Annotated in this window: 20 protein-coding genes; 8 read left to right on the top strand and 12 right to left on the bottom strand. The window is 69.8% G+C overall.

What is annotated here, in order from left to right; genetic code table 11:
• Positions 1 to 512 precede the first annotated feature (512 nt).
• Positions 513 to 2,384 carry a rhamnogalacturonan lyase gene (locus ACFY9I_RS21735; protein ID WP_391003967.1) on the top strand — a complete coding sequence of 624 codons (1,872 nt, stop codon included), beginning with the start codon at positions 513 to 515 and terminating at the stop codon, positions 2,382 to 2,384.
• Between the two features lie 151 nt (positions 2,385 to 2,535).
• On the opposite strand, the gene ACFY9I_RS21730 is transcribed toward ACFY9I_RS21735, so the two are convergent.
• The 5 genes from ACFY9I_RS21730 to ACFY9I_RS21710 all read right to left on the bottom strand — a co-directional run bounded on the left by ACFY9I_RS21730 (position 2,536) and on the right by ACFY9I_RS21710 (position 8,173).
• A complete protein-coding gene (locus ACFY9I_RS21730; protein ID WP_391003965.1) occupies positions 2,536 to 3,666 on the bottom strand; it encodes an ATP-binding cassette domain-containing protein in 1,131 nt (376 codons plus the stop codon).
• Complete coding sequence (locus ACFY9I_RS21725) at positions 3,663 to 5,408, bottom strand: ABC transporter permease subunit (protein WP_391003963.1); 1,746 nt, start codon at positions 5,406 to 5,408, stop codon at positions 3,663 to 3,665. Before ACFY9I_RS21725 ends, ACFY9I_RS21730 begins: the two co-directional genes overlap by 4 nt.
• Positions 5,405 to 6,484 carry an extracellular solute-binding protein gene (locus ACFY9I_RS21720; protein ID WP_391003960.1) on the bottom strand — a complete coding sequence of 360 codons (1,080 nt, stop codon included), beginning with the start codon at positions 6,482 to 6,484 and terminating at the stop codon, positions 5,405 to 5,407. The genes ACFY9I_RS21725 and ACFY9I_RS21720 overlap by 4 nt, the downstream gene beginning before the upstream one ends.
• A gap of 118 nt (positions 6,485 to 6,602) precedes the next feature.
• Positions 6,603 to 7,370, bottom strand: a complete 768-nt coding sequence (locus ACFY9I_RS21715) for a response regulator (protein ID WP_391003957.1) — start codon at positions 7,368 to 7,370, stop codon at positions 6,603 to 6,605.
• Positions 7,367 to 8,173, bottom strand: a complete 807-nt coding sequence (locus ACFY9I_RS21710) for an ATP-binding protein (RefSeq protein WP_391003955.1) — start codon at positions 8,171 to 8,173, stop codon at positions 7,367 to 7,369. The genes ACFY9I_RS21715 and ACFY9I_RS21710 overlap by 4 nt, the downstream gene beginning before the upstream one ends.
• Positions 8,174 to 8,682: 509 nt before the next feature.
• Here ACFY9I_RS21710 and ACFY9I_RS21705 point away from each other — a divergent pair.
• A complete protein-coding gene (locus ACFY9I_RS21705; RefSeq protein WP_391004261.1) occupies positions 8,683 to 8,856 on the top strand; it encodes a glycoside hydrolase family 97 C-terminal domain-containing protein in 174 nt (57 codons plus the stop codon).
• 127 nt (positions 8,857 to 8,983) lie between these two features.
• On the opposite strand, the gene ACFY9I_RS21700 is transcribed toward ACFY9I_RS21705, so the two are convergent.
• The 3 genes from ACFY9I_RS21700 to ACFY9I_RS21690 all read right to left on the bottom strand — a co-directional run bounded on the left by ACFY9I_RS21700 (position 8,984) and on the right by ACFY9I_RS21690 (position 10,822).
• Positions 8,984 to 9,616, bottom strand: coding sequence for a DUF4232 domain-containing protein (locus ACFY9I_RS21700; protein WP_391003953.1), 633 nt, complete (start codon positions 9,614 to 9,616; stop codon positions 8,984 to 8,986).
• Between the two features lie 170 nt (positions 9,617 to 9,786).
• On the bottom strand, positions 9,787 to 9,930 hold the full coding sequence (locus ACFY9I_RS21695; protein WP_391004259.1) for an FG-GAP repeat protein: 144 nt from the start codon (positions 9,928 to 9,930) through the stop codon (positions 9,787 to 9,789).
• 22 nt (positions 9,931 to 9,952) lie between these two features.
• Positions 9,953 to 10,822: an endonuclease/exonuclease/phosphatase family protein gene (locus ACFY9I_RS21690; protein WP_391003951.1), complete on the bottom strand. Its 870-nt coding sequence runs from the start codon at positions 10,820 to 10,822 to the stop codon at positions 9,953 to 9,955.
• A 228-nt stretch (positions 10,823 to 11,050) separates the two neighbouring features.
• Between ACFY9I_RS21690 and ACFY9I_RS21685 the strand changes: the two genes are divergently transcribed.
• Both ACFY9I_RS21685 and ACFY9I_RS21680 read left to right on the top strand, forming a co-directional pair.
• Positions 11,051 to 11,383, top strand: a complete 333-nt coding sequence (locus ACFY9I_RS21685) for a glyoxalase superfamily protein (protein ID WP_391003949.1) — start codon at positions 11,051 to 11,053, stop codon at positions 11,381 to 11,383.
• A 148-nt stretch (positions 11,384 to 11,531) separates the two neighbouring features.
• On the top strand, positions 11,532 to 12,749 hold the full coding sequence (locus tag ACFY9I_RS21680) for an MFS transporter (protein WP_391003947.1): 1,218 nt from the start codon (positions 11,532 to 11,534) through the stop codon (positions 12,747 to 12,749).
• Positions 12,750 to 13,120: 371 nt separating this feature from the next.
• On the opposite strand, the gene ACFY9I_RS21675 is transcribed toward ACFY9I_RS21680, so the two are convergent.
• The 3 genes from ACFY9I_RS21675 to ACFY9I_RS21665 all read right to left on the bottom strand — a co-directional run bounded on the left by ACFY9I_RS21675 (position 13,121) and on the right by ACFY9I_RS21665 (position 14,569).
• The gene (locus ACFY9I_RS21675) at positions 13,121 to 13,555 is read right to left on the bottom strand and encodes a DUF2267 domain-containing protein (protein WP_391003944.1); all 435 of its coding nucleotides are present in this window, start codon (positions 13,553 to 13,555) and stop codon (positions 13,121 to 13,123) included.
• An 80-nt stretch (positions 13,556 to 13,635) separates the two neighbouring features.
• Positions 13,636 to 14,031 carry a DUF2267 domain-containing protein gene (locus tag ACFY9I_RS21670; RefSeq protein ID WP_391003941.1) on the bottom strand — a complete coding sequence of 132 codons (396 nt, stop codon included), beginning with the start codon at positions 14,029 to 14,031 and terminating at the stop codon, positions 13,636 to 13,638.
• A 106-nt stretch (positions 14,032 to 14,137) separates the two neighbouring features.
• The gene (locus ACFY9I_RS21665) at positions 14,138 to 14,569 is read right to left on the bottom strand and encodes an Hsp20 family protein (protein WP_391003939.1); all 432 of its coding nucleotides are present in this window, start codon (positions 14,567 to 14,569) and stop codon (positions 14,138 to 14,140) included.
• A 220-nt stretch (positions 14,570 to 14,789) separates the two neighbouring features.
• Between ACFY9I_RS21665 and ACFY9I_RS21660 the strand changes: the two genes are divergently transcribed.
• A complete protein-coding gene (locus ACFY9I_RS21660) occupies positions 14,790 to 15,446 on the top strand; it encodes a type III effector protein (RefSeq protein WP_391004257.1) in 657 nt (218 codons plus the stop codon).
• A gap of 408 nt (positions 15,447 to 15,854) precedes the next feature.
• Positions 15,855 to 17,306 carry a DUF1996 domain-containing protein gene (locus tag ACFY9I_RS21655; protein WP_391003938.1) on the top strand — a complete coding sequence of 484 codons (1,452 nt, stop codon included), beginning with the start codon at positions 15,855 to 15,857 and terminating at the stop codon, positions 17,304 to 17,306.
• 110 nt (positions 17,307 to 17,416) lie between these two features.
• On the opposite strand, the gene ACFY9I_RS21650 is transcribed toward ACFY9I_RS21655, so the two are convergent.
• Complete coding sequence (locus ACFY9I_RS21650) at positions 17,417 to 18,418, bottom strand: family 43 glycosylhydrolase (protein ID WP_391004255.1); 1,002 nt, start codon at positions 18,416 to 18,418, stop codon at positions 17,417 to 17,419.
• 124 nt (positions 18,419 to 18,542) lie between these two features.
• Here ACFY9I_RS21650 and ACFY9I_RS21645 point away from each other — a divergent pair, with 124 nt between their 5' ends.
• Both ACFY9I_RS21645 and ACFY9I_RS21640 read left to right on the top strand, forming a co-directional pair.
• Positions 18,543 to 19,451 (top strand): PfkB family carbohydrate kinase, encoded by a 909-nt coding sequence (locus ACFY9I_RS21645; protein ID WP_391004253.1) that lies wholly within the window; start codon positions 18,543 to 18,545, stop codon positions 19,449 to 19,451.
• 944 nt (positions 19,452 to 20,395) lie between these two features.
• The gene (locus ACFY9I_RS21640; protein WP_391003936.1) at positions 20,396 to 21,919 is read left to right on the top strand and encodes an ABC transporter substrate-binding protein; all 1,524 of its coding nucleotides are present in this window, start codon (positions 20,396 to 20,398) and stop codon (positions 21,917 to 21,919) included.
• Positions 21,920 to 21,923 lie beyond the last annotated feature (4 nt).

Below are 21,923 nucleotides of genomic sequence, written 5' to 3'. Positions count from 1 at the left end.
GCCGCAGCGGTCCAGCCGCCGGGCCCTGCCCCTGTGCCTCCGGCATGGTGGTGCGCCTCCCTTCGGTACAACAACAACCAACACTGAAGCGAATGCCGCCTGTTGAGCGACACATCCTCAAGAAGGGCGCTGCCGCGGCAGATCCATCTCAACGGCGTGTGAGGGAGTCCAGATCGGGTGGAAACTTTGCGGCCGAGCATCTGCCGGTTCGTACTGGTCGTGCCGAAGGCCCAGCGGGGCCCCGTCGAATGTGATCGATCACAGATTCGTCCCGAACGCAGCACGCAGTTTCGCGGGCGGGCACTTACCTGTCAATCAACTGCGAAGAGGAAAGTCACGCGTCCGAACATGGCCGAACATCAAAGACCGACACAATCCTTGACGGGGTCTCAGCTCATTCTTACGCTCCCATCTCATGGGAGCGTTCCCAGGCACGCCTGAGTGAACCACTGTCCTCGCGCCCTACCGCCAGAACACCGCTCTCACTCACCCCCCACACCCCGGAGGTCATCGTGACCGACCCGCACCGCTCACGGCGCCGACCGCACAGGCGGCTCATCGCCGGCACGACCGCCGCCACCGCACTGGCCCTCTGTGCGCTCACCGGGCTGCCGCAGACCGCTCACGCCGCCACCGCGCGACAGGTGGAACGCCTCGACCGAGGACTGACCAGCACGCACACCAGCAACGGAAATCTGGTCTCGTGGCGATGGCTGGCCACCGACCCCGACAACGTGGCGTTCAACGTCTACCGGGGCGGCACCAGACTCAACTCCACGCCGATCACCGCCTCGACCAGCTACTTCGACTCCGGCGCCACCGACTCGGCCGACTACACGGTCCGCGCGGTGGTGAACGGCGGCGAGCAGGCCGCGTCCGAACGCGCGATCCAGTTCCGGTCCGGGTACCTGGACGTGCCGATCTCGCCACCGGCCGGCGGCTCGACCCCGAGCGGGTCGTACAGCTACGAGGCCAACGACGCCTCCGTGGGCGACCTCGACGGCGACGGCAGGCTCGACCTGGTCCTGAAGTGGCAGCCGACCAACGCCAAGGACAACTCCCAGTCCGGCTACACCGGCAACACCATCGTCGACGGCATCAAGCTCGACGGCACCCGGCTCTGGCGCATCGATCTGGGCCGCAACATCCGCTCGGGCGCGCACTACACACAGTTCCAGGTGTACGACTACGACGGCGACGGCAAGGCCGAGGTCGCCATGAAGACCGCCGACGGCACCAGGGACGGCACCGGCGCGGTCATCGGCAGCGCCACCGCCGACCACCGCAACTCCAGCGGCTACATCCTGTCGGGGCCCGAGTACCTGACCATGTTCAACGGCCAGACCGGCAAGGCGATGCAGAGCGTCGACTACGTGCCGGCCCGCGGCAACGTCTCCTCCTGGGGCGACAACTACGGCAACCGCGTCGACCGCTTCCTGGCCGGCACCGCCTACCTCGACGGCGCCCGCCCCTCACTGATCATGGCCCGCGGCTACTACACGCGCTCGGTCGTCGCGGCGTGGGACTGGCGGAACGGCCAGTTCACCCGCCGCTGGACCTTCGACACCAGCTCCTCCAGCAACAGCGGCAAGGGCTACGACGGTCAGGGCAACCACAGCCTGTCCGTCGCGGACGTCGACGCCGACGGCAAGGACGAGATCGTGTACGGCGCCATGACCGTGGACGACAACGGCGCCGGGCTGTGGACCACCAGGACCGGCCACGGCGACGCGGGCCATGTCGGCGACCTCAACCCGTCCCGGGCGGGCCTTGAGTACTTCAAGGTCTCCGAGAGCTCCGGCCAGCCCGGCTCCTGGATGGCCGACGCGCGCACCGGCCAGATCCTCTGGCGGACGGCATCGGGCTCCGACAACGGCCGCGGGGTCGCCGCCGACATCTACGCAGGCAGCCCGGGTGCCGAGGCCTGGTCGGCCAGCGACACCACCCTGCGGTCGGCGACCGGTGCCTCCTTGGGCCGGGAGCCGTCCAGCATCAACTTCCTGTCGTGGTGGGACGGTGACACCATCCGCGAACTCCTCGACGGCACCCGCATCGACAAGTACGGCACCTCCGGTGACACCCGTCTGCTGACGGGTGCCTCGGTTCACTCCAACAACGGCACCAAGGCGACGCCGTCGCTGTCCGGGGACATCCTCGGCGACTGGCGCGAGGAGGTCGTCTGGCCCACCACCGACAACCGGGCTCTGCGCATCTACAGCACGCCTCACCAGACCAGCACCCGTGTCACCACACTGCTCCACGACACCCAGTACCGCACCGCGCTCGCCTGGCAGAACACGGCGTACAACCAGCCCCCGCACCCCAGTTTCTTCCTCGGCGGCGGCATGGCGACCCCGCCCCGCCCCACCGTCTACACACCCTGAACCGGCAGGAGTCGCTCGCGAGTCGCGCGGCTCGTGCGGCGGTGTCACCAGCTCACTCCACCTGAGCGCGGACAGCCGACGCCGCCCGCTGTCCCTGGTCGTCACCGACGGACAGCGGGCGGACGGCGTTGGGTTCACATGCCTGGACGACCTAACCCTGGGTGAGCAGGTAGGCCCGGTCCGGCTCGAAGCCGACGTCGACGTTCGTCCCTTCCGCCAGTGCCTCCTGCGGGTCGATGCCCGGCTCGGTGACCGTGATGGTGCCGCCGGTCGTCTCCACCTCGTAGTCGATGGTGGGGCCGTGGAAGGTGGAGCGCAGCACCACGCCGAGGCCGGTGCCGGCGTCGGTGACCGCGGACAGCCGGACGGTCTCCGGGCGCACCATCAGGTACGCGTTGGTGGCGCCGACGGTCACCTTGGGATGCGCGGGGACGGTGAGCCGGCGGCCGAGCACGGTCACGGTGGCTCTGCCGCCACTGACCGTCTCGGGCACGGCCTCCAGGAAATTGGCCCGGCCGATGAAGTCGGCGACGAACACGCTGGCCGGTCGGGCGTAGATCTCGCCCGGAGCAGCGGCCTGCTCCACCCTGCCCTTGTTCATCACCACGATCCGGTCGGACATGCTCATCGCCTCGTCCTGGTCGTGGGTGACGTAGATGCTGGTGATGCCGAACATCTTCTGGATGCGCCGGATCTCCGCCCGCATCGCGTCCCGGAGCTTGGCGTCGAGGTTGGACAGCGGCTCGTCGAACAGGAGGACCTTCGGCTGCACCACCAGGGCACGGGCCAGCGCGACCCGCTGCTGCTGGCCCCCGGACAGCTCATGGGGGCTGCGGTCCTCGAGCCCGACCAGGTTCATGCTGGTGACGGCCATCCGCATGCTGGTGGCGATGTCGTCGCGCGTACGTCCCTGCAGCCGCATCCCGTAGGCGATGTTCTGGGCCACGGTCATGTGCGGGAACAGCGCGTAGCTCTGGAACACCATCGCCATGGGCCGGCGCTGCGGCGGTATGGCGTCGAGGGCTCTGCCGTCGAGGAGGATGCTGCCGCTGGAGGAGTCCTCGAAGCCGGCCACCATCCGCAAAGTGGTGGTCTTGCCGCAGCCGGAGGGGCCGAGCAGGGTGATGAACTCACCGGGCTGGACGTCGAGCGAGACGCTGTCGACGGCGGTCACGGTGCCGGAGCGGCCGGTGAACCGCTTGGTGAGGGCGTCGAGCCGCAGGTGTCCGCTGTCGGCCTCGCGCACCGACGGGGTGATGAGTTCGGGCGCGGCGGCGGTCATGTCTTCTGCCTTTCGGAGGTGGCGGTGCGCTGCAGGGCGGCGCCGGTGCCGACGAGGACGCGGATGAGGGCGAAGCCCGCCAGCACCAGGGCGGTCAGCACGGTGCAGTAGGCGAAGGCGACGCCGTACCGGCCGGTGCTGGCGGCGCTGAGGACCTGGGAGGTGATGATCTTCGTCTGGGGTGTGACCAGCAGGACGATCGTCGAGACGGAGGTCATGCTGCGGGCGAAGCTGTAGCTCAGCCCGGTGAGCAGCGCGGGTCTGATCAAGGGGAGGGTGACCCGGCGGAAGGTCTGCAGGGGGCTCGCTCCCAGGTCCGTGGACGCCTGCTCGATGTAGGGGTGCAGTTGGGTGAGCGAGCCCACCGCGGTGCGCTGGCCCGCCGGGACACTGCGGACGATGTACGCCAGGACGATGGCGACGGCGCCACCTGCGAGGGCGCTGCCTCCCACCAGGCTGGGGAACGCGTGAACCGGGCCGATCCACCGGTCCGGCCGGTAGGCCAGCACGAAGCCGATGCCGAGGACGGTGCCGGGGACGGCGACGCCCAGGGTGCCGCCGAGGTCGAGCAGCCATGCCGTGCGGTCCAGGTGCCGTACGACGAGCCAGGCGATGACCAGACCGACGAGGCCTGCGACGGGCGTGGCGATGGCGGCGAACTTGAGCGTGTCCAGCACCGCCTCGACACCCACTCCGGCGACGACCTCCTCGAGATAGTCGAGGGTGAAGGTGTTGTCGACGCCGAACACCCGGGTGACGGAGCCGACTATCACCGTGCCGTAGAGGCTCAGGATCACCGCGGCGGTCAGCAGTGCCAGCCCGTAGAAGGGCCACCGGGCCCAGCCGGTGATCAGATGGACGCTGCCGGAGGGGCGGCCGGTGATGGTCGTGCGCACCTTGCGGTTCATCCACCGGCGCTGCCCGAAGTACATCGCCAGCGACGGCACCAGCAGGATCACGCAGTAGACGGCGGCTCCGGTGATGTCGTACTCGCCGGTGACCGCCAGATAGGCGCGGCCGGCCAGGACGGTGTAGTCACCGCCGAGCACCAGGGGGTTGGCCAGGTCGGCGATCGCCTCCACGAACAGCAGTAGGAACGGCGCGACCAGGCCGGGTGCCACCAGCGGCAGGATCAGCGTGCGCAGGATCCGCCACCGGGAGGCGCCCATGTTCATGGCCGCCTCCTCCAGCGCGGGGTCCAGGCCCCGCAGCATGCCGAGCAGCCCCAGGTAGGCCACCGGGAAGAGCGACAGCGACAGCACGAACACGAGCCCGTCGAGGCCGTAGATGTCGTATTCCACCCCGAACACGCCGTTGCTGATGACACCGCGCCGGCCGTAGAGCACCACGGTCGCGGTGGCGATCGCGAAGGGCGGGCTGACGATCGGCATCAGCGCGATGACATGGAGGATCTTCTTCCCCGGCACGTCGAGCCTGGCCTGGACGAACGCGAACAGGAAGCCGAGCGCCGTACCGCAGAGGCCGACGAGGGTGCCGAGCACCAGGGTGTTGCGCAGCACGGCGAGGTCCACCCACGAGGTGAAGAACTCCGCGTAGCGGGGCAGCGCGTCGGGCGCGAAGGCGGTGGCGAGCACCGCGACCAGCGGTACGACCGCGCCGATCACCACCAGCACGGCGACGGCGGCGATCAGGGACCGGACACCCAGGTCGCCCCGGCGGCGCCGCGGAGCCGCCACCTCGGACACGGTGGACGGCTCGCGGCCGGAAAGCATCGTGGTCATGACTTCGGCGCCTGCGCGACTTCTTCGTCGAACCGCTTGGTCAGCGCCGACTTGGCCGCCCCGGCCTCGACCGCGTTGTAGTCCACGACCTTGATGCTCGCCAGGTCCACGACCTTGTCCGACACCTTGGCGTCCGGGTGCGTCGGGAACTGGTACGCCTTGACGCTGGGGCCTACCTCCTGCGCCTCGGGCGTGAGCGCCCAGTCGACGAACTTCCTGGCGCTCTCGGGGTTCTTCGTGCCCTTGACCACCGCCACGCCGCCGGTCTCGTAGCCCGTGCCCTCGGACGGGAAGGTCACCTTCAGGCCGGGGAAGCCGGCCTCCTGGGTGGCGATGCAGTCGTGGGAGAAGATCACGCCGACGGCGACCTCGCCGCGTGCCGTCATCTGCGCCGGCGCCGAGCCGGACTTGGTGTACTGCAGCACGTTGGGGTGGAGCGCCCTCATGTACTTCAGCGCCTTGTCCTGGTCCCCGTTGGCCAGCTGCACCTGCGTCCACAGCGTCGTGTACGCGGTGCCCGACGTGGACGGATGCGCCATGCCTATGTCTTTCTTCAGCTTCGGATCGAGCAGGTCGGCCCAGGACCGCGGTGCCTTCAGGTCCTTCTCCTCCAGCAGCTCGGTGTTGCTGCAGAAGCCCAGCGCACCGACGTAGACACCGGTCCACAGGCCGGAGGCGTCCTTGTACTTGGCGGGGATGGCGGCGGCGTTCTTCGACACATAGGGCTCCAGCAGGTCCCCGTCGCCCGCGGCGGCGTATCCGTCGGCCGGCCCGCCGTACCAGACGTCGAACTCGGCGTTGCCTTTGCCGGCCTGGATACGGGCCACCGCCTCACCGCTGGAGAGACGGACGAAGTCGGCCTTCACCCCGGTCGTCCTCGTGAACTCCTGTGTGGTGGCGGCGCACCACTCCTCGGGCCCGCCGCAGGCGACGTGCACCACGCCGCCGTCCTGGACGGCGCTGACGTCACCGGCGTCCCGCGCACAGCCGCTCGCGGCCGCGACGACCATGGCCGCCAGCGCCATCGTCAGTGGTGCGCCGCGGCGCGATCGTCTTCCCTTAGTCACGACTGTCACGACGTTGACCTCCGCGTATTCGAGCCGGTACCGGCTCGGCCGAGCGATGTTGCGGCCACATTAGGAGCGTGTGAACGGGGCGCCGGTGACGACTCGGTGAGCCTCGGTGACAGCGCCGTCACCCAGCGGACGGGTCCTCCGACTCGTCGTCGCCGGAGCCACTCTCCTCGGCGGTGTCGGGGGGAAGGTCCGGCATCAGATAGCCGACTCCGCGCAGCGTCCGGATGTACGCCGCGCCGCCGGGCACCCCGGCCAGCCGCGACCTCAACCGGTACACCGTGGACTTCACCACGTCCCGTCCGCCCAGCAGGTCGGCGGTGCCCCACACCTCCCGCAGCAGTTCCTGCCAGGACTGCGGCCCTCCCCTGCTGGTGGCCAGGTGGGCCAGCAGTTTGAACTCCGTGAACGGCAGGTCCAGCCGGCGCCCCGCCAGGGTCGCCGACTGCGTCACCGGGTCGATCACCAGACGGCCGACGCGGATCACCGCGCCACCGCCCCGGCGGTGGCGGCGTACCAGGGCCTGGGCGCGCAGTGCCACCTCGCGCGGGTGGAACGGCTTGGTCACATAGTCGTCGGCGCCCTGCTCCAGGCCGGCGATGACGTCGTCGTGCTGCGACAGAGCGGTGAGCAGCATGATCGGCACGTCCGACCGGGCCCGGATGCGCCCGCACAGTGTGAGCCCGTCCATCACCGGCATCATCACGTCCAGCACGACCAGGTCCACGGCGTGGGTCCGCAGCAGGTGCAACGCGGTGGCACCGTCGTGCGCGGTGAGCACCGTGAATCCCTGTGTCTGCAGGGCGAACTCGATGATGATCGTCATCTGCGGCTCGTCGTCGACGACCAACGCGGTCGGCTCCGCCGCCGTCTGTGCCGGAGCCGTCATGACGCGTCGGGGAGGGTCAGCAGGAACGTCGTCCCGCGGGTCGACGCGGTATGCACCATGATCTCGCCTCCGTGCAACTCCACGACGGTCTTGGTGATCACGAGACCGAGGCCGGTCCCGTCGGCCAGCGGCCTCCCGGTGGCGAAGCGGTGGAACAGCCGGTGCCGCTCGGCCCGCGTCATACCGGCGCCGTCATCGGTGACGTAGACGGCGACCCCGGTGTCGATGAGCGCGACCCGGACGTCGATGCTGCCTCCTGTGGTGGTGAACCGGCTCGCGTTCGACAGCAGGTTCGTCAGCGCCTGGGTCAGCAGCATCGGGTCCGCCGGGATGCGCGGCATCACCTGGGGCACGTCCAGGCTGATCCGCTGCTCGCGCTGCGCGCACAGCGGCCGCATCGCGGTCACGACGTCCCGCGCCACGACCGACACATCCACCTTCTCCATGCGTGGGGTGAACAGGCCCGCCTCGATCTTCGCCTGGATCAGCAGGCTCTCGCACAGGCCGATGACCTGGGTGGACTGGTGGTCGGCGACCTGCAACAACCGCTCCTGCGCTGCTGTCAGCGGTCCGGGGGCCCCTTCCCGGAGAAGATCCACCGCGCCCTTGATCATGCTGAGCGGCGTCCGCAACTCATGGCTGAGCGCGGTCACCTGCTCCGCCCGGCGTTCCACCAACTGCTCCAACTGCTCCAGCTCCGCCACCCGGACCGTGGCGGCCCGGCGCATCCGTATGCACGTCAGCACGGCGGCGGCACCCGCGCCGCCGAGCGCTGCCACCGCCAACCACCATGCGGTGACCATGGCCCGTCCTCCTCGAGAAACCGCCACCGCGCAGGGGGCGAAGCGGACCCGTGCATTGTGCACGGCATCGATCGCCGCGACAATCAGCTCCCTACCCGACATATCCGGAGGCCCGCCAGGTCAGGCCGTCACGGCCCGGCTTGGACCGTATCCTCGCCGCCCTACGCGGCCCGGGGCGCCCATGGTGTCGCCTACAACGCCGGTGTGGCTCTCCGCTACGTCCTGCTCGACACCGGCACCGCGACCATCCCCGACGACCTGACGAGCCGACGAGCCGACGGCGTTCGTCTTCCCCGACGGCACCACCGTCTACAGCGCCCGCGACGAGTACGTCTACACCCCGGTCGCCCCCGGGTCCAGCCCGGTCACCGGCACCTCCAGCAAGGACAACGGTCCCCTGACCGACCTGCCGCTGACCGCCACCCTCTCCAACGGGATCATCACCTGTATCTGCGAGTCGTCCCGAGTGAACTTCAACGAACGAGACGGCCCGGACCCTCGCGCTCCCGCTGTCCTTCCTGGGCGCCGGTACCTACACGGCGACGATCTGCGCCGACGGCACACCGGGCACCAGCACCTACCAGACCCCCGTCGTCAGCACCCGGACCGTCACCTCGGCGACCACCCTGAACGTGGCGATGGCCACCGCGGGCGGCCAGGCGATCATCCCCAGGCCGAGCTGACGCAACCGTTGGCCGACCCACCCACAAGCGCGGCCTGGGAACGCGGTGCGTTCCGGGGCCGCGCCCTGCCGGAGCATGTCACGCCGCTTCGGGCACGCGCGCCACGACCAACGGCACCCTCACACGGTTACAAGCTGAGCGCGTCCTCCGCGTTGCCCATCCACGCGGTCACGGAGTTGTGGTCGGGTGACACGTACAGCCCGGGAGTCGACGCCTTGGCCGGCGTCTGCTCCAGGTCGGACTCGGTGTTCATGGTCACGGCGATCGAATCGACCGTCTTCCCCGTGCCGTCGTCGATGCCGCCCATGAGCCCGGCGTACGCCGACTCACCCGGCTCAAGTCTGATCGCGTCCTCGATGGTGGGGGCCTCCCCCCGCTCCGTCGCCTGCCCGTCCAGATCGCCGAAGGTGACGACCGGGTGGCCCAGCGCCTTGCACGCCTTGGTTCCCTTGTTGGTGATCTTCAGCAGGTAGCTGCTCGTGGTGGGCTCCGCCAGGGTGGCGGTGACCTTCACGTCGAACGTGCTGCAGGGGAAGACGTCGTAGTCAGGGTCGGGCGACGAGCCGTCCGTGGAACCGGACGAGTCCTTGTCGGGGGTCGCCGACGGCGCGGTCGGCTCGGACGGGGTCGCGGACTTCTTGGGGCTCGCGGTGGACCCTCCGGCCCCGCCCGCCGCGTCGTCCTCGGTGGGCCCACAGGCCGTCAGTGCCAGCCCGGTCACGGCGACGAGTGCGATGACAGCTCTTCGGACAGTACTCATGGTGATGTTCCCCCCGGACGAAAGGCGCGAAGTGTGATGGCTGCGCACAAGCATCGCTCAGCAGCTTCACAGTCCGGTGACGGTGTCTTGTCGAATTCACCACGGTTACCGGTGCTGTTTCCGCAGAACAAGGCCGCCTGTCCGGCCTGCGGAGGTCGGGGAGACTCGGGTCATCGGCGGTCCGGGCCGCCGGGGAAGAGCCAGATCGCGCCGTCACCGGCGTCCTCGTAGGGCGCGGCGGCGATCAGTTCGGCGTGGCCGTCCCCACTGGTGCCGGCGAGGAGGAGGCCGCGCCGAAGGCTCGGGCGAGACAGCCGAGTCGGCCGGGGTGCGCGCTCATGCGGGGTCCAGGTCGGTGTACAGCAGGTGGTGGTCCGAGTACGGGGTCGGACGCACGTGGTGTTCGAGCGGCGCGATGCCTCGTAGGAAAACGTAGTCGAACTTGCTCTGCCAGTCGGTGGTCACCTGGCAGCCTCCGGTGGACGAGGGGCGGCACTCGGGGTCGGTGTCCGTTGCCTGGGCCCATATTCGGGAGAGTTCGGGGGCGTCCGGCACGGCGTTGAAGTCGCCGAGAAGTATCGCGCGGTCGTACCGGGCGGCGTCCGCGGCGAGTACGCGGGTCTGGTCCGCCCGTACTGCCTCTTGGCGGCGTTGGGCGAGGTGTGTGTTGTAGAGCCGGACCGGCTGACCGGCCACGGTGGTGGTGACCGCCAAGTACCCACGGTCCTCTGATCCACCGTCGGGGTACTCCACCAGGACTGGGTCTGTCATCGGTGCCGCCGAGAGCACCGCCTGACCGAAGCCGCCCGGGTTCCACGGCACTCCCCCGCAGCGACCCCAGTGCTGAAGAACCGGCCCGTACTCGACGTGGTAGACCAGCCCGTGAAGGCTCTTCAGATAGTCCCGGATCCTCTCGACATCACGCACGCACGCTTCTTGCAGGCCGATGACCTGGGGAGCGTACGAGGCGAGCTCCGCTGCCCGGTCGACGTTGCTCTCGTCGCAGGGGTTGCAGATGTTCCACGTCATGACTCGGTTCGGTACCACGTCCTTGTCGGCCTCTGCGGGCAGTGACCTGGCGAAGAGGGCATCGCTTGGTCCGCTGGGGCCGACGAGCATCATGCAGACCACGGTTATGGTTCCCGCGAGCAACCACGTACCTCTTCCGAGCACCACCGCCTCCTCGAAATGGTTACGCAACAGCATCTGCCGTCTTCCTGCACGAGGTTATGCACTCCTCGCCCCTAGTGCGCTCGGCGACAGCAGATTCTCATCTGGGGCTCCTGTTTCCCCACGTCCTCAGGACGACGGCCGCTGCGGGCGAGGCGATGTCCGGTGGCGGGCCGGTGAGGCCGTCGCGGTCGCCGACGCCTGTCCCACGGCACCGCGTCGGACAAGGTTCGCCGTGTCCAACGGTCTGCGACGATGGGCCGCATGGACGAGGAAGTCATCCCCATTCTTCGCGTCGAGGACGCTGTGGTGGCGGTCGGGTGGTACGAGCGGCTGGGCTTTGCCAAGCAGTGGGAACACCGCTTCGAGGCGGGGCTTCCCGCGTTCGTCGAGATCGCCCGTGGCGGGGTGCGGTTGTTCCTCTCGGAGCACGAGGGCGACGCCCGACCCGACACATTGGTCTACCTCCGCCTTGACGATGTCGATGCGCTCGCCACCGCATTCGATGTGCAGGTGAGGGACGCTCCATGGGCGCGTGAGATCGAGCTTCGCGACCCTGACGGCAACCGGCTTCGGATCGGCACGCCGACGGAATGAACACACGTCACCGGGGCGGGGCCAACGCCCACGGGTGCCGAGTCGCTCCTCCGGTGGTACACGGCGTACAAGGGAGCGGCCGATGCCGGCCGGTCACTCGGCGGGCGTCAGTGCGCGTGTGGCAGCGGGCGAGGTTACCTTCAGCGGTATGGACGGTGATCTTGGACGCTGGCGCCGATGCCTGCTCAGCGGGGCGGTGTTCGCCGTATGCATGACCGGCACGACCCTGCCGACACCTCTCTACGGCCTGTACCAGGAGAAGTTCGGTTTCTCCGAGCTCACCGTCACAGTGGTCTACGCCGTCTACGCCTTCGGAGTCATCGGGGTGCTGCTGCTCGCGGGCAACGCCTCGGACTCCGTGGGCAGGCGTCCGGTGCTGTTCTGGGGCCTCGGGTGCGCGGCCGCGAGTGCCGTCTGCTTCCTGTGCGCCACCGCGCTGGGCTGGCTGTACGCGGGGCGGCTGCTGTCGGGTCTGTCCGCGGGCCTGTTCACCGGGGCCGCCACGGCGTACGTCATGGAGCTGGCTCCGCGTGGCGGTGCCTCGCGGGCCACGTTCGTGGCGACCGCCGCGAACATGGGCGGGCTCGGCTGCGGTCCGCTGCTCGCCGGGGTGCTCGCGCAGTACGCCGACCGGCCGCTGTACCTGCCGTTCGCCGTCCACCTCGCTCTGGTGGCCCTCTCGGCCGCGGTCCTGCTGCGGCTCCCGGAAACCGTGCGGGAACGCCGCCCGCCGACCTCCGTACGGCCACAACGGCCCGGCCTGACCCCGCAGGTGCGCGCGGTCTTCGGACCGGCGGCCGCCGCCTCCTTCGTGGGGTTCGCTCTGTTCGGGGTGTTCACGTCGGTCAGCCCCGCCTTCCTCGCCCAGTCACTGGACGTGCGCAACCACGCGGTGAGCGGGCTGGTCGTGGCGCTGGCCTTCTTCGCCTCGACCGCCGGGCAGCTGGCCGTCGGCCGAGTGGGCATGAGCAGGTCCCTGCCCCTGGGCTGCGCCGGGCTCCTTGCCGGGCTGGCGCTGCTGGCCGGCGCACTGCGATGGGACCTGCTGACACTGGTGGTGCTGAGCGCCGTCGTGGGCGGGGCCGGGCAGGGGCTGGCGTTTCGCGGGGCGCTGACCGCCGTGGCCGCGGCGTCCGACGCGGAGCGGCGAGCGGCCGCGATCTCCGCGCTGTTCGTGGTGGCGTACGCGGGGATCTCGGTGCCTGTCATCGGTGTGGGGCTGCTGGCGGAATCCATCGGCCTGGAGGGGGCCGGGCTGGTGTTCATCGCGTGCATGGCTCTTCTGGTGTCGATCGCGGGCGCGTATCTGCTCAGGAGGCCGACGGCGGCGCCGGAGGCGGAGGCGGAGGCGGACAGGGTGCGGTGACCGACCCACGTGTCCGCATGCAAGGCCCTGGGGACGCCGAGTAGCCCAGATCACCCGTGCGTCCGGCCCGTCGGGGCCTTCGTCCGGCGCCGCCGCCTGACGAAGGCGAGTCCGATACGACAGGGGCACGGCTGTCATGGCAGGGGTGCCGTTGTCGCTGTCCCGACTTGGATGGGGCGGATCGGCTGCCGGCCGGGTCGGGGGCTGTCGGCCGTTCGGCGAGGTCGGTGGTGAACTGTCGGTCAGCTCCACGTCACCGCACCACGCGGTGACGTGGAAGGCGGGCAGCGTCCGACCCACCGGGCAGCGCTTCTAGGGTCTGTCGTCACATTCCCGCCTGCCTGGCGACGACGGGAATGTGACAACAGACCTCAGGCGGCTTGGACCAGTTCCGCGCGGCCGAACAGCAGCGCGTAGCCGGAGGGGAGCCGGCGCAGGATGCGGGTGAGCAGTTCGGGGCCGGCCAGGGCGGCGACGGTGGCGAGGACGGAGCCGGTGTCCCAGCGGGTGGTCGCCAGGGGGGCGCCGGTGCGGGTGGCGAGGTCCTTGACGAAGGCCCAGCCTGTCAGTGGCTGGGGGTCGGGGATCTCCTGGGCAAGGACGCGTGCGGCTTCAAGGGGAAGGCGGGCGGCCAGTTCGACGCGTTCGTCGCCGGTCAGCTGGCGTCCGAGTCCGGATACGACCAGGCGGACTGCTTCCTCGGCTCGTTCCCGGGTGGGGTAGGCGCCGTCGTAACGGACCTTCTCCAGCATCTGCTCGAACGTCATCGCGGACGGGTGCTGGACGGGCGCACGCCGGTCGGACATCACTGCGGTGCTTGCCTTTCTGTTGTCTGGGTCCGTGGCCCGGCAGCAGGCGTGGTGCGCCGACGCCGGGTCGGGGGCGGTCAGGTGGGCTGGGGACGGCCGAAGAGCAGGTCGTAGCCCGCGGGGAGCTGGAACAGGATCTGCTGGAGCAGATCTTCGTCGGCAGCGTCGGCGACGGTGCTGAGGACGGCGCTGACGTCCCAGGCCGCGGTCTGGTCGGTGGCGCCCTCGATCCAGGCCGCCGTGGCCCGCACGAACCGCTCCGGGGACAGCGGTTCGGCGCTCTGCAGCGGGTTGAGCAGGATCAGGGCGAAGTCCTCCGGCAGACGCGCCGCCAGGTGGGCGCGGACCTCGCCGACCAGGTGTGCGCCGAGCAGGGCGAGCACCACTCGGGCAACGCGTTCCGCTTCCTGCCTGTCGGCGTACTCGCCGCGTTCCCGCACCTGGTCCAGGAACGCGTCCCATCGCAGCGTCACGTCGCCACCTCCTCCTTCTCGAGTCCGGCGGGCGCGGAGGACGGGACGGGTGAGGAGCAGATCAGGTGCCCCGTCCTCCGCCTGGCGATCGGCACGGGCGCCCGGGTCAGCCGGAGATCTCCTTGCGGGAGGACTCCCCGCCGATCGCGATCTTTCGGGGCTTGGCGCGCTCGGCGATCGGGATGCGCAGGGTGAGTACCCCGGCGTCGTAGTCGGCCTTGATGCGTTCGGTGTCCAGCGTGTCGGCCAGCACGAGCTGCCGTGAGAAGACACCCAGCGGCCGCTCCGACAGCTCCATCTGTACGTCGTCGGCCTTCGTCACGGGGCGGCGCTCGGCCCGGACGGTCAGCATGTTCCGCTCGACGTCGATGTCGATCGCCTCCGGGCTGACGCCGGGAAGGTCGAAGGCCACCACGTACTCGTCGCCCTCGCGGTAGGCGTCCATCGCCATCGCGGACGGCCGGGTCCAGGTGCCCGGGCCCGTCAGGTGCTGGGCCAGCCGGTCGAGTTCGCGGAAGGGGTCGGTGCGCATCAACATCACGAAACACCTCCAGAAGGTCAGGGCAGTACCTGCCAATGCGCCTCGCTGACTCCGTTGTAACATGTCATCCAATGGATGACAAACCTGATGTCGTCGAAAGGATGACACTCCGCCTCGGGGAGGCGTTTCATGACGGGAGACGTGCCATGACGGGAGACGTGCCATGACAGAAGAGGTGCCGACGGCGGGAGACGGACCGGTGGCGGGCGACGGGTCCATGGCGGGCGACGGGTCGAAGACGGCAGCCGGCAACCCGGTCGCCGCCCCGCAGAACCCGACCTCGTTCCTCGCCGCCGCGACGGCTCTGGAAGCCATCAACGACGCGCTCACCGCCACCCAGCACGAGGCCTCCGGCCCCGTCGCCGCCAAGATCACCGACCCGGAGCAGGCTCTGGCCTCGCTCCTGCTGCTCCGGCAGATCCGTGAGCAGCTCGCCGGATGGGAAACCGGCCTGATCGAGACAGCCCGCCACGCGGGCGCGAGCTGGGCCGACCTCGCCCACCCCCTGGGTGTCGCAAGTCGCCAGGCCGCCGAACGCCGCTACCTGCGCAACCGGCCTGGCCCCGCCGGATCCACCGGTGAACAGCGCGTCCAGGCAACCCGCGAACGCCGCGCCGCCGACCGCACCCTCGCCACCTGGGCCCGTCACAACGCCGGCGACCTGCGCCGTATCGCCGGTCAGATCACCGGTCTCACCGATCTCCCCGTCGCCGCCCGCCACCCGCTCAGCCAACTGCGAGCGGCCCTCGCCCTGGACGACCCCGTCGCGCTCGTCCACCCCCTGAACGCCACCCGCCCCCACCTGAGAGCCGACCACCCCGACCTCGCCGCTCAACTCGACGGGCTCACGAGGTCGTCCCCCACCCATGAGTGACGCATGCGCGGGGATAGGCTCGAGGCGGACCGGAGCAGTGGTTTCCCGGGCCGACGGGCGGCCGTGACTCACTGGAACGGCTGCCCCTCATGATGCGCGGCTTCTCACACCACGGAGCTGATGCGGTCGTTCCAGTTCTCGTAGCCCCTGAACAACGAGACGCGGCCCGGTGGAGGTCCACCCATGGGATGCCCGCGGTGGCCATGGCATGAAGGCGGTCGAGGCAGGGGTCTCCGGGACGGAAGCCGGGGCGAAGGGGGAATGTGGGAGCCAATGCCCTGTTTGCGCATGGAGAAACCTACGAATCTGAGAAACCGCTGAGCATTCTGCGCGCAGATCCGTATGTGAGGGCGCGTTTGACCCGTGCCGGAAGTCGTACCGGCTCCGGAGATGTCCTTGAGAGGCCTGATGAGACGCAGCACGCGAAGAAGAGCGAAGACCACCCGCCGGGCCGTGGGCGCGGTGGCCGCACTGGCCATTGGCGCCGGTGGACTGGTGGCGGTCAACATCTACGCCTCGGCCGGAGAGACGAGCACGTCGAAGGGCTCCGCCCAGAACCAGGCGCTCGCGGCCGGAACGTCCACCATCGACTGCCCCGACGTCGGCCAGCAGTTGACTTCGGTGCCTGCCCAGGCCAAGGCTCAGGTCGACAGGGAACTCGCGCTCCTCGACAAGCAGATATCCGAGGCGTACCAGCGCCTCTCCACCTCTCAGAGGGCCATTCAGCAGGACCCCAACTTCGCGCAGAACGCTATCGTGGGCCCGCTGAAGGACAAGCGGAAGGCGGCGATCGACCGGATCGCCATCGCCATCGGCCGTGTGGCGGCCAAGCCGCAGGGCCTTGACGCTCTGGCCGCCTGCACGCTGCGCGCCACCGGCCAGCCGACCCCCGGTCAGGGTGGCGGCAACAACCAGGGCGGCAACAACAACGCCGGTGCGGCAGGGAACGGCCCCGTCGCCGCCGACTTCGTGGACATCACCAAGGTGAAGCCCAATGTGCGCACGCCGGCCAGGTCGGCGCAGGCCTCGAGGGGTGTCTTCGTCACCAAGTGCGGCGTCAACGCCAACAAGCTGTACAACAGCGACAACGTCATCGTGGCGCCCGGTGTCACCAACGGCGCGCACCACATGCACGATTACGTCGGCAACCAGGACAACGACGCCTTCTCCAGCGACCAGGACTTCGCCAGAGCTGGGACGAGCTGCCAGAACAAGGGCGACAAGTCGTCGTACTACTGGCCGGTGCTGCGGTTGCAGGACGGCACCAAGGAGTTCGACGCGGCCAAGCAGGGTGGCGGCGCCGAGGGCAACACGGGTCGGATCCTGACGGCCAAGAAGGCGACGCTGGACTTCGTGGGCAGCCCTCGCGGCAAGGTGGTGGCGATGCCCAAGTTCCTGCGCATCATCACCGGCGACGCCAAGGCCTTCGTCAACGGCACCGCCAACGCCAACGCCTCCTGGAGCTGCACCGGCTTCGAGAACAGGGTGCAGTTGAAGGACAAGTACCCTCTCTGCCCCTCGGGCAGCGACGTGGTGCGCACCTTCAAGTTCCAGAGCTGCTGGGACGGCAAGAACATCGACAGCGCCAACCACCGTACGCACGTGGCCTTCGCCGACGCCAGGGGCAACTGCCCGGCCGGCTTCAAGGCCATCCCGCAGTTGGTGCAGCGTCTGGTGTACGACGTGGACGCGCCCAGCGTGAAGGACAACGGCAAGACCCGTCCGTTCTTCTCGCTGGACAGTTTCCCCGAGCAGCAGCACAAGCCGGTCACCGATCACGGTGACTTCATCAACGTCTTCAACCCGCAGTTGATGAACAAGGCGGTCCAGTGCATCAACACCGGACGTAAGTGCAGCTGAGTCCGAGGCGCAGGTGACGGGCGGTGGGCGTCGTACTGACGACGCCCACCGTCTTTTTTCTCAGTTGTACGTCCGGCGGCAGCAAGTGCCCCTCGTCGTGCGGCCCTTGCTCATCCGCCGCCGTCGAGGTCCGTACGCCGGCACAGCACCCGCAGCTCGTGGCCGTCGAGCCGCATCTCGTACAGCTTGCCCCGGGCGTTCTCGAACGGGCGGTGCAGAACCATCATCAGTCGGCCGTCGAAGGTGGTGAACAGCATGCCGTGACCGCTGTCGTCCCGGACCAGCGGCCGTCGCTGCCGCCACGGGCCGGTGATGTCGCCGGACTCCGCGACGGCGTAGGTCTGCACGTATCCGCCGCTGATCGTGCCGTCCCGGCCGACCCGGTTCTTCTCGTACGTCGACCACAGCATGAGCAGCGCTCCGTCGGGGGCGCGGTGCAGTTGGGGTCCGTCGGTGATGTAGGGCGGGAGCTGGTGCGGTGCGCCGCCCGGGATCTGTTCGGTCAGCCAGGGCGCGTCCGAGCCCTTGAAGAGCAAGACCGGGTCCCCGATCGTTCCGGTCAGGTCCGGGGCGAGGCGGATCGCCTCCATGGTTCCGTCGATGGTCTGCAGCCACTCGTGCGCGTAGACCATCCAGGGCTGCCCGGACGGGTCGACGTGGAGCGTGCCGTCGAGGGTCATGAGGGTCTCGGGCGGCGTCGGACGTGAGGGGTCCACGACCGTGAAGGGGCCCATCAGCGAGTCCGACACGGCGGTGACGGTGCCGCGCATGTAGTTGGGGATCTGGAACGGCGTGCCCCACCGGTTGGGCGGGGGCACCGGCAGGGCTCTGTCCTCGTTGTGCAGGGTGGTGAAGAGGTAGTACCTGCCCGCCCAGGTGTGCACCTCCGGCGCCCACGCCCCGTCTGTCGCCCAGATCCCCGGCTGTTCGGCGGTGAGGAAGACCACGGCAGGGTGTGTCCAGTCACGCAGGTCCTGGCTGCGGTAGACCATCGTCCCGGTGCCGTCCACGCCCGACACGGAGGGGTCGTTGGACGTGTAGAGGTAGTAGGAGCGGGTCTCGGAGTCGGCGACGATGAACGGATCGTGCAGCGGCATGCCGGGAAGCCGCATGGGTTCGGAATCGGCCACGGCCGGAGCATACGTTGACGCGGTACCGACAATCGCCAGATGGTCGATCGTCGGTCGGGCGGCGGGAGAGTGGGCGATCTTGACGGATGCGGTGCGGGGGCCGACGGTGGCCGCGGCTTCGGGAAGACTGCCCGGAAGGCTGCCCGGAGGGCTGTTCGTCGGCCTGTGCACGCTGGATGTCATCCAGCTCGTCGACCACGTTCCGGGCCCCGACGAGAAACTCACGGCGCGTGAACAGATCGTGGCCGCCGGCGGCCCGGCGGCCAACGCGGCCGCCACCTTCGCCCACCTGGGCGGCGCGGCCACGCTTCTCACCGCCCTCGGCTCCCACCCGCTGGGTGTGGCGGTCGCGGCGGATTTGGGTTCGCTGGATGTGACCGTGGTGGACCTGGCGGCCGACTCGGTCGAGCCGCCCGCGGTGTCGTCCGTCCTGGTGACCGCGTCCAGCGGGGACCGTGCCGTCGCCTCGACCAACGCGACGGGGTACCGGCTCGCCCCGCCCGAGCATCTCGACGCGTTGGTGGCGGCTTGCGACATCGTGGAACTCGACGGTCACCACATGGAGTTGGCCGTGGCAGCCGCTCGCGCGGCGCGTGCCGCCGACCGTCCGGTCGTCCTCGACGGAGGCAGTTGGAAACCCGGTACGGAGAAGTTGCTGCCGTTGATCGACGTGGCCGTCTGCTCGGACGACTTCCGTCCGCCCGGCACCAGCGCGCCGACGCACACACTGCGGTTCCTGCGGGACCATGGCGTCGGCTGGGCGGCGATCAGCCGAGGGGGACGATCCGTCCTGTGGCAGGGGCCCGAAGACACGGGCACGGTGGAGGTGCCTGTCGTAACGGTGGCGGACACGCTGGGCGCGGGTGACGTGCTGCACGGGGCTCTCACCCATCGCCTCGCGGTCCAGGGCGTGTTGACGACGGAGGGCTTTGTCGAGGCCCTGCGCGGTGCGACCGCGGTGGCCTCACGGGCGTGCGCCACGTTCGGAACCCGGGCCTGGATGCGGGAGGAGTGAGCCGCGTGCAAGAGTGAGCCGCGTGTGTCCATGCCGGTCCCCGGCCCTCCCGACGTCCCGTCCTCGCCACCGCATACGACTGGGTGGGGCCGCCGTATCGACGTCGGGTCCGCCCCCGCCGACGACAGTGGCCGACCGGGTGGGCGTTGCCGGCCGCGTCGACACGGCCGCGGTCCCCGGCGGCGGCCGGCGCACCGCCCCCGACGACTCCGGCCCGGACCGGTGGCGCGTGCCCCGACCCGCACGAAGGCACCCGCCCCTCGCCAACGGTTCCTCGGCTCCGGGGACTTGTCTGCACCACCGACGACAGAGACCTGACATATCGCACGTCGCTCGACGCACGGTTTCCGAGTCGGCGCGAGGTGGCCGGGAGCTGACGGTGCCCGGCCCGCCGGTGGAGGGTCGTGAATCCGTACGGCCCCGTGCCGGCCCACGGGATCGGCACGATGCCGGCAGTGGCCCTGCACGGTGTTCGGCACGATGCCGGTAGTGGCCCTCCACGGTGTTCGGCACGATGCCGGTAGTGGCCCTCCACGGTGTTCGGCACGATCGGCCGCCGACCGAGCCGTGTCGAAGTCGAACACGTGCGGGGGCGATCCGTCCGGACGCGGGAACACCCGCGGTGTGGCCATGAGGGCTTCGGCCGCCCCGCGGGGCGCCGCCCGCCATGCGTTCTCGCCCGTGAGCCCGTCGGGCGGTCGGCCCATGACGGGGAGAAGGGAAGCCGAGGTCGTGGGTGTCGTCTCGTACTGACGAGGCGCCGGCTTCCGCGCCGAGGCCTCGGCGACGAGGTGCGGCAGCCTGGACGTGGGCTCCGGAGCGCAAGCTGATCAAGATTCACCTACCCGAGGCATTACGGTAAGGCTTGCCTTATATGCTTGGCGAAGCCCTCGCAGCGTTCGTCGAGCGGCGGCATGCCCCATCTCCGTACGACAGGACCCACCATGCGCACCTCCTCCCGCGGCCTCCTCGCGGCGCTCGCTCTGAGTCCCTTGCTGGCCGGCTGTTTCGCATCGGGCGAGGACGGTTCGGGCACGGGGGGCGGCGCGGGATCCACCGGTCGGCTGAGGGTCGCTCTGGCCGTGCCGCCGGCGCAGGCCCTGTCGCCGTACAGCAACGACGCCACCGTGCTCAGCAAGCTCTCCGTGGCCGAGGGCCTCACCGCCCTGGGCGAGGACGGTGCCGCCGCACCCGCCCTGGCGAAATCCTGGAAGCAGAAGGACGCCACGACATGGGTCTTCGAGCTGCGCGAGGCCACCTTCCAGGACGGCGGCGAGGTCACCGCCGAGTCGGTCGTCAACGCCCTCACCCACGCGAACGAGGCCGAGACCAAGCCCCGCGTCCTCAGCGACGTGACGCTGACCGTGAAGGCCGACGACGCCGACACCGTCACGATCACCACGAAGAACGCCGACCCGGTGCTCCCGCTGCGGCTCGCCAGCCCCGCCCTCGGCATCCTCTCCCCCGAGGCGTACGCCAAGGACGGCACCGTCAGCCCGGTCGGCACCGGCACCGGCCCCTTCGAGATCACCAGGCTCACCGGGAAGACCAAGGCCACGCTCGACCGCTACGACGGCTACTGGGGCGGCAAGGCCAAGGCGTCCGGCGTCGACGTCAGTTGGATAGCCGACGGCACCGCCCGCGCCAACGCCCTGCGCGGCGGCGACGTGGACATCGCCGAGTGGATCCCCACCGCCCAGGCGAAGCTCCTCGACGAGAACACCCGCCACGAGGTGCCCTCCGTGCGCACCGACAGCCTGATCCTCAACACCGCGAGCGGCCTCTTCACCGACGCCACGCTGCGCTCGGCCGCCCGCGAGGCCGTGGACGGCGGCGTCCTCGTCGACTCTGTCTTCGGCGGCTACGCCGACGCCGCGCAGGGCCTGTTCGGACCCGCCGTCCCCTGGGCCGCCGACCGGCGTGTCGAGGTGACCGGCCGGGCCGAGGCCGCGACCACCCCGCAGGTGAAGGGGAAGACGCGGGGCAGGACCCTGCGTCTGGCCACCTACACCAACCGCGCCGAACTCCCCGAGGCCGCGACCGTCCTGCAACAGCAGTTGGAGAAGGCCGGGTTCACCGTGAAGCAGGACGTGCGCGAGTACACGCAGATGGAGGCCGACCTCCTCGCGGGCAAGTACGACGCGCTCGTCTTCTCCCGGGTCACCCTCCTCGACACCGGCGACGCCGTCGCCTACCTCGCCAGCGACTTCACGAGCGACGGCGTCTACAACATCGCGGGGCTGAAGGACTCCGAGGTCGACCAGGCCATCAAGTCCGCCGCCGAGGAGGGCGACACGGCCGAGCGCCAGAACAAGATCATGCGGGCCGAGGCGGAGATCCTGCGCACCGACGCCGTCCTCCCGCTGGTCCACGAGAAGGTCGTGCAGGGCATCGCCTCCGATGTCGAGGGCGTCCTCCTCGACCCGCGCGAGCGCTCCCTGATCGACGTCGACACCCGGCTGAAGTAGCCGC

Source organism: Streptomyces sp. NPDC012510 (assembly GCF_042955065.1).
GTDB lineage: Bacteria > Actinomycetota > Actinomycetes > Streptomycetales > Streptomycetaceae > Streptomyces.
This window is presented reverse-complemented; position numbering and strand designations above follow the sequence as displayed.

Coding starts and splice junctions, on each gene's coding strand:
- ACFY9I_RS21730 (WP_391003965.1), bottom strand. CDS start 3,666: ATGACCGCCGCCGCGCCCGAACTCATCACCCCGTCGGTGCGCGAGGCC.
- ACFY9I_RS21725 (WP_391003963.1), bottom strand. CDS start 5,408: ATGACCACGATGCTTTCCGGCCGCGAGCCGTCCACCGTGTCCGAGGTG.
- ACFY9I_RS21715 (WP_391003957.1), bottom strand. CDS start 7,370: ATGACGGCTCCGGCACAGACGGCGGCGGAGCCGACCGCGTTGGTCGTC.
- ACFY9I_RS21710 (WP_391003955.1), bottom strand. CDS start 8,173: ATGGTCACCGCATGGTGGTTGGCGGTGGCAGCGCTCGGCGGCGCGGGT.
- ACFY9I_RS21700 (WP_391003953.1), bottom strand. CDS start 9,616: ATGAGTACTGTCCGAAGAGCTGTCATCGCACTCGTCGCCGTGACCGGG.
- ACFY9I_RS21690 (WP_391003951.1), bottom strand. CDS start 10,822: ATGCTGTTGCGTAACCATTTCGAGGAGGCGGTGGTGCTCGGAAGAGGT.
- ACFY9I_RS21685 (WP_391003949.1), top strand. CDS start 11,051: ATGGACGAGGAAGTCATCCCCATTCTTCGCGTCGAGGACGCTGTGGTG.
- ACFY9I_RS21680 (WP_391003947.1), top strand. CDS start 11,532: ATGGACGGTGATCTTGGACGCTGGCGCCGATGCCTGCTCAGCGGGGCG.
- ACFY9I_RS21675 (WP_391003944.1), bottom strand. CDS start 13,555: ATGTCCGACCGGCGTGCGCCCGTCCAGCACCCGTCCGCGATGACGTTC.
- ACFY9I_RS21665 (WP_391003939.1), bottom strand. CDS start 14,569: ATGTTGATGCGCACCGACCCCTTCCGCGAACTCGACCGGCTGGCCCAG.
- ACFY9I_RS21660 (WP_391004257.1), top strand. CDS start 14,790: ATGGCGGGCGACGGGTCGAAGACGGCAGCCGGCAACCCGGTCGCCGCC.
- ACFY9I_RS21655 (WP_391003938.1), top strand. CDS start 15,855: ATGAGACGCAGCACGCGAAGAAGAGCGAAGACCACCCGCCGGGCCGTG.
- ACFY9I_RS21650 (WP_391004255.1), bottom strand. CDS start 18,418: ATGCGGCTTCCCGGCATGCCGCTGCACGATCCGTTCATCGTCGCCGAC.
- ACFY9I_RS21640 (WP_391003936.1), top strand. CDS start 20,396: ATGCGCACCTCCTCCCGCGGCCTCCTCGCGGCGCTCGCTCTGAGTCCC.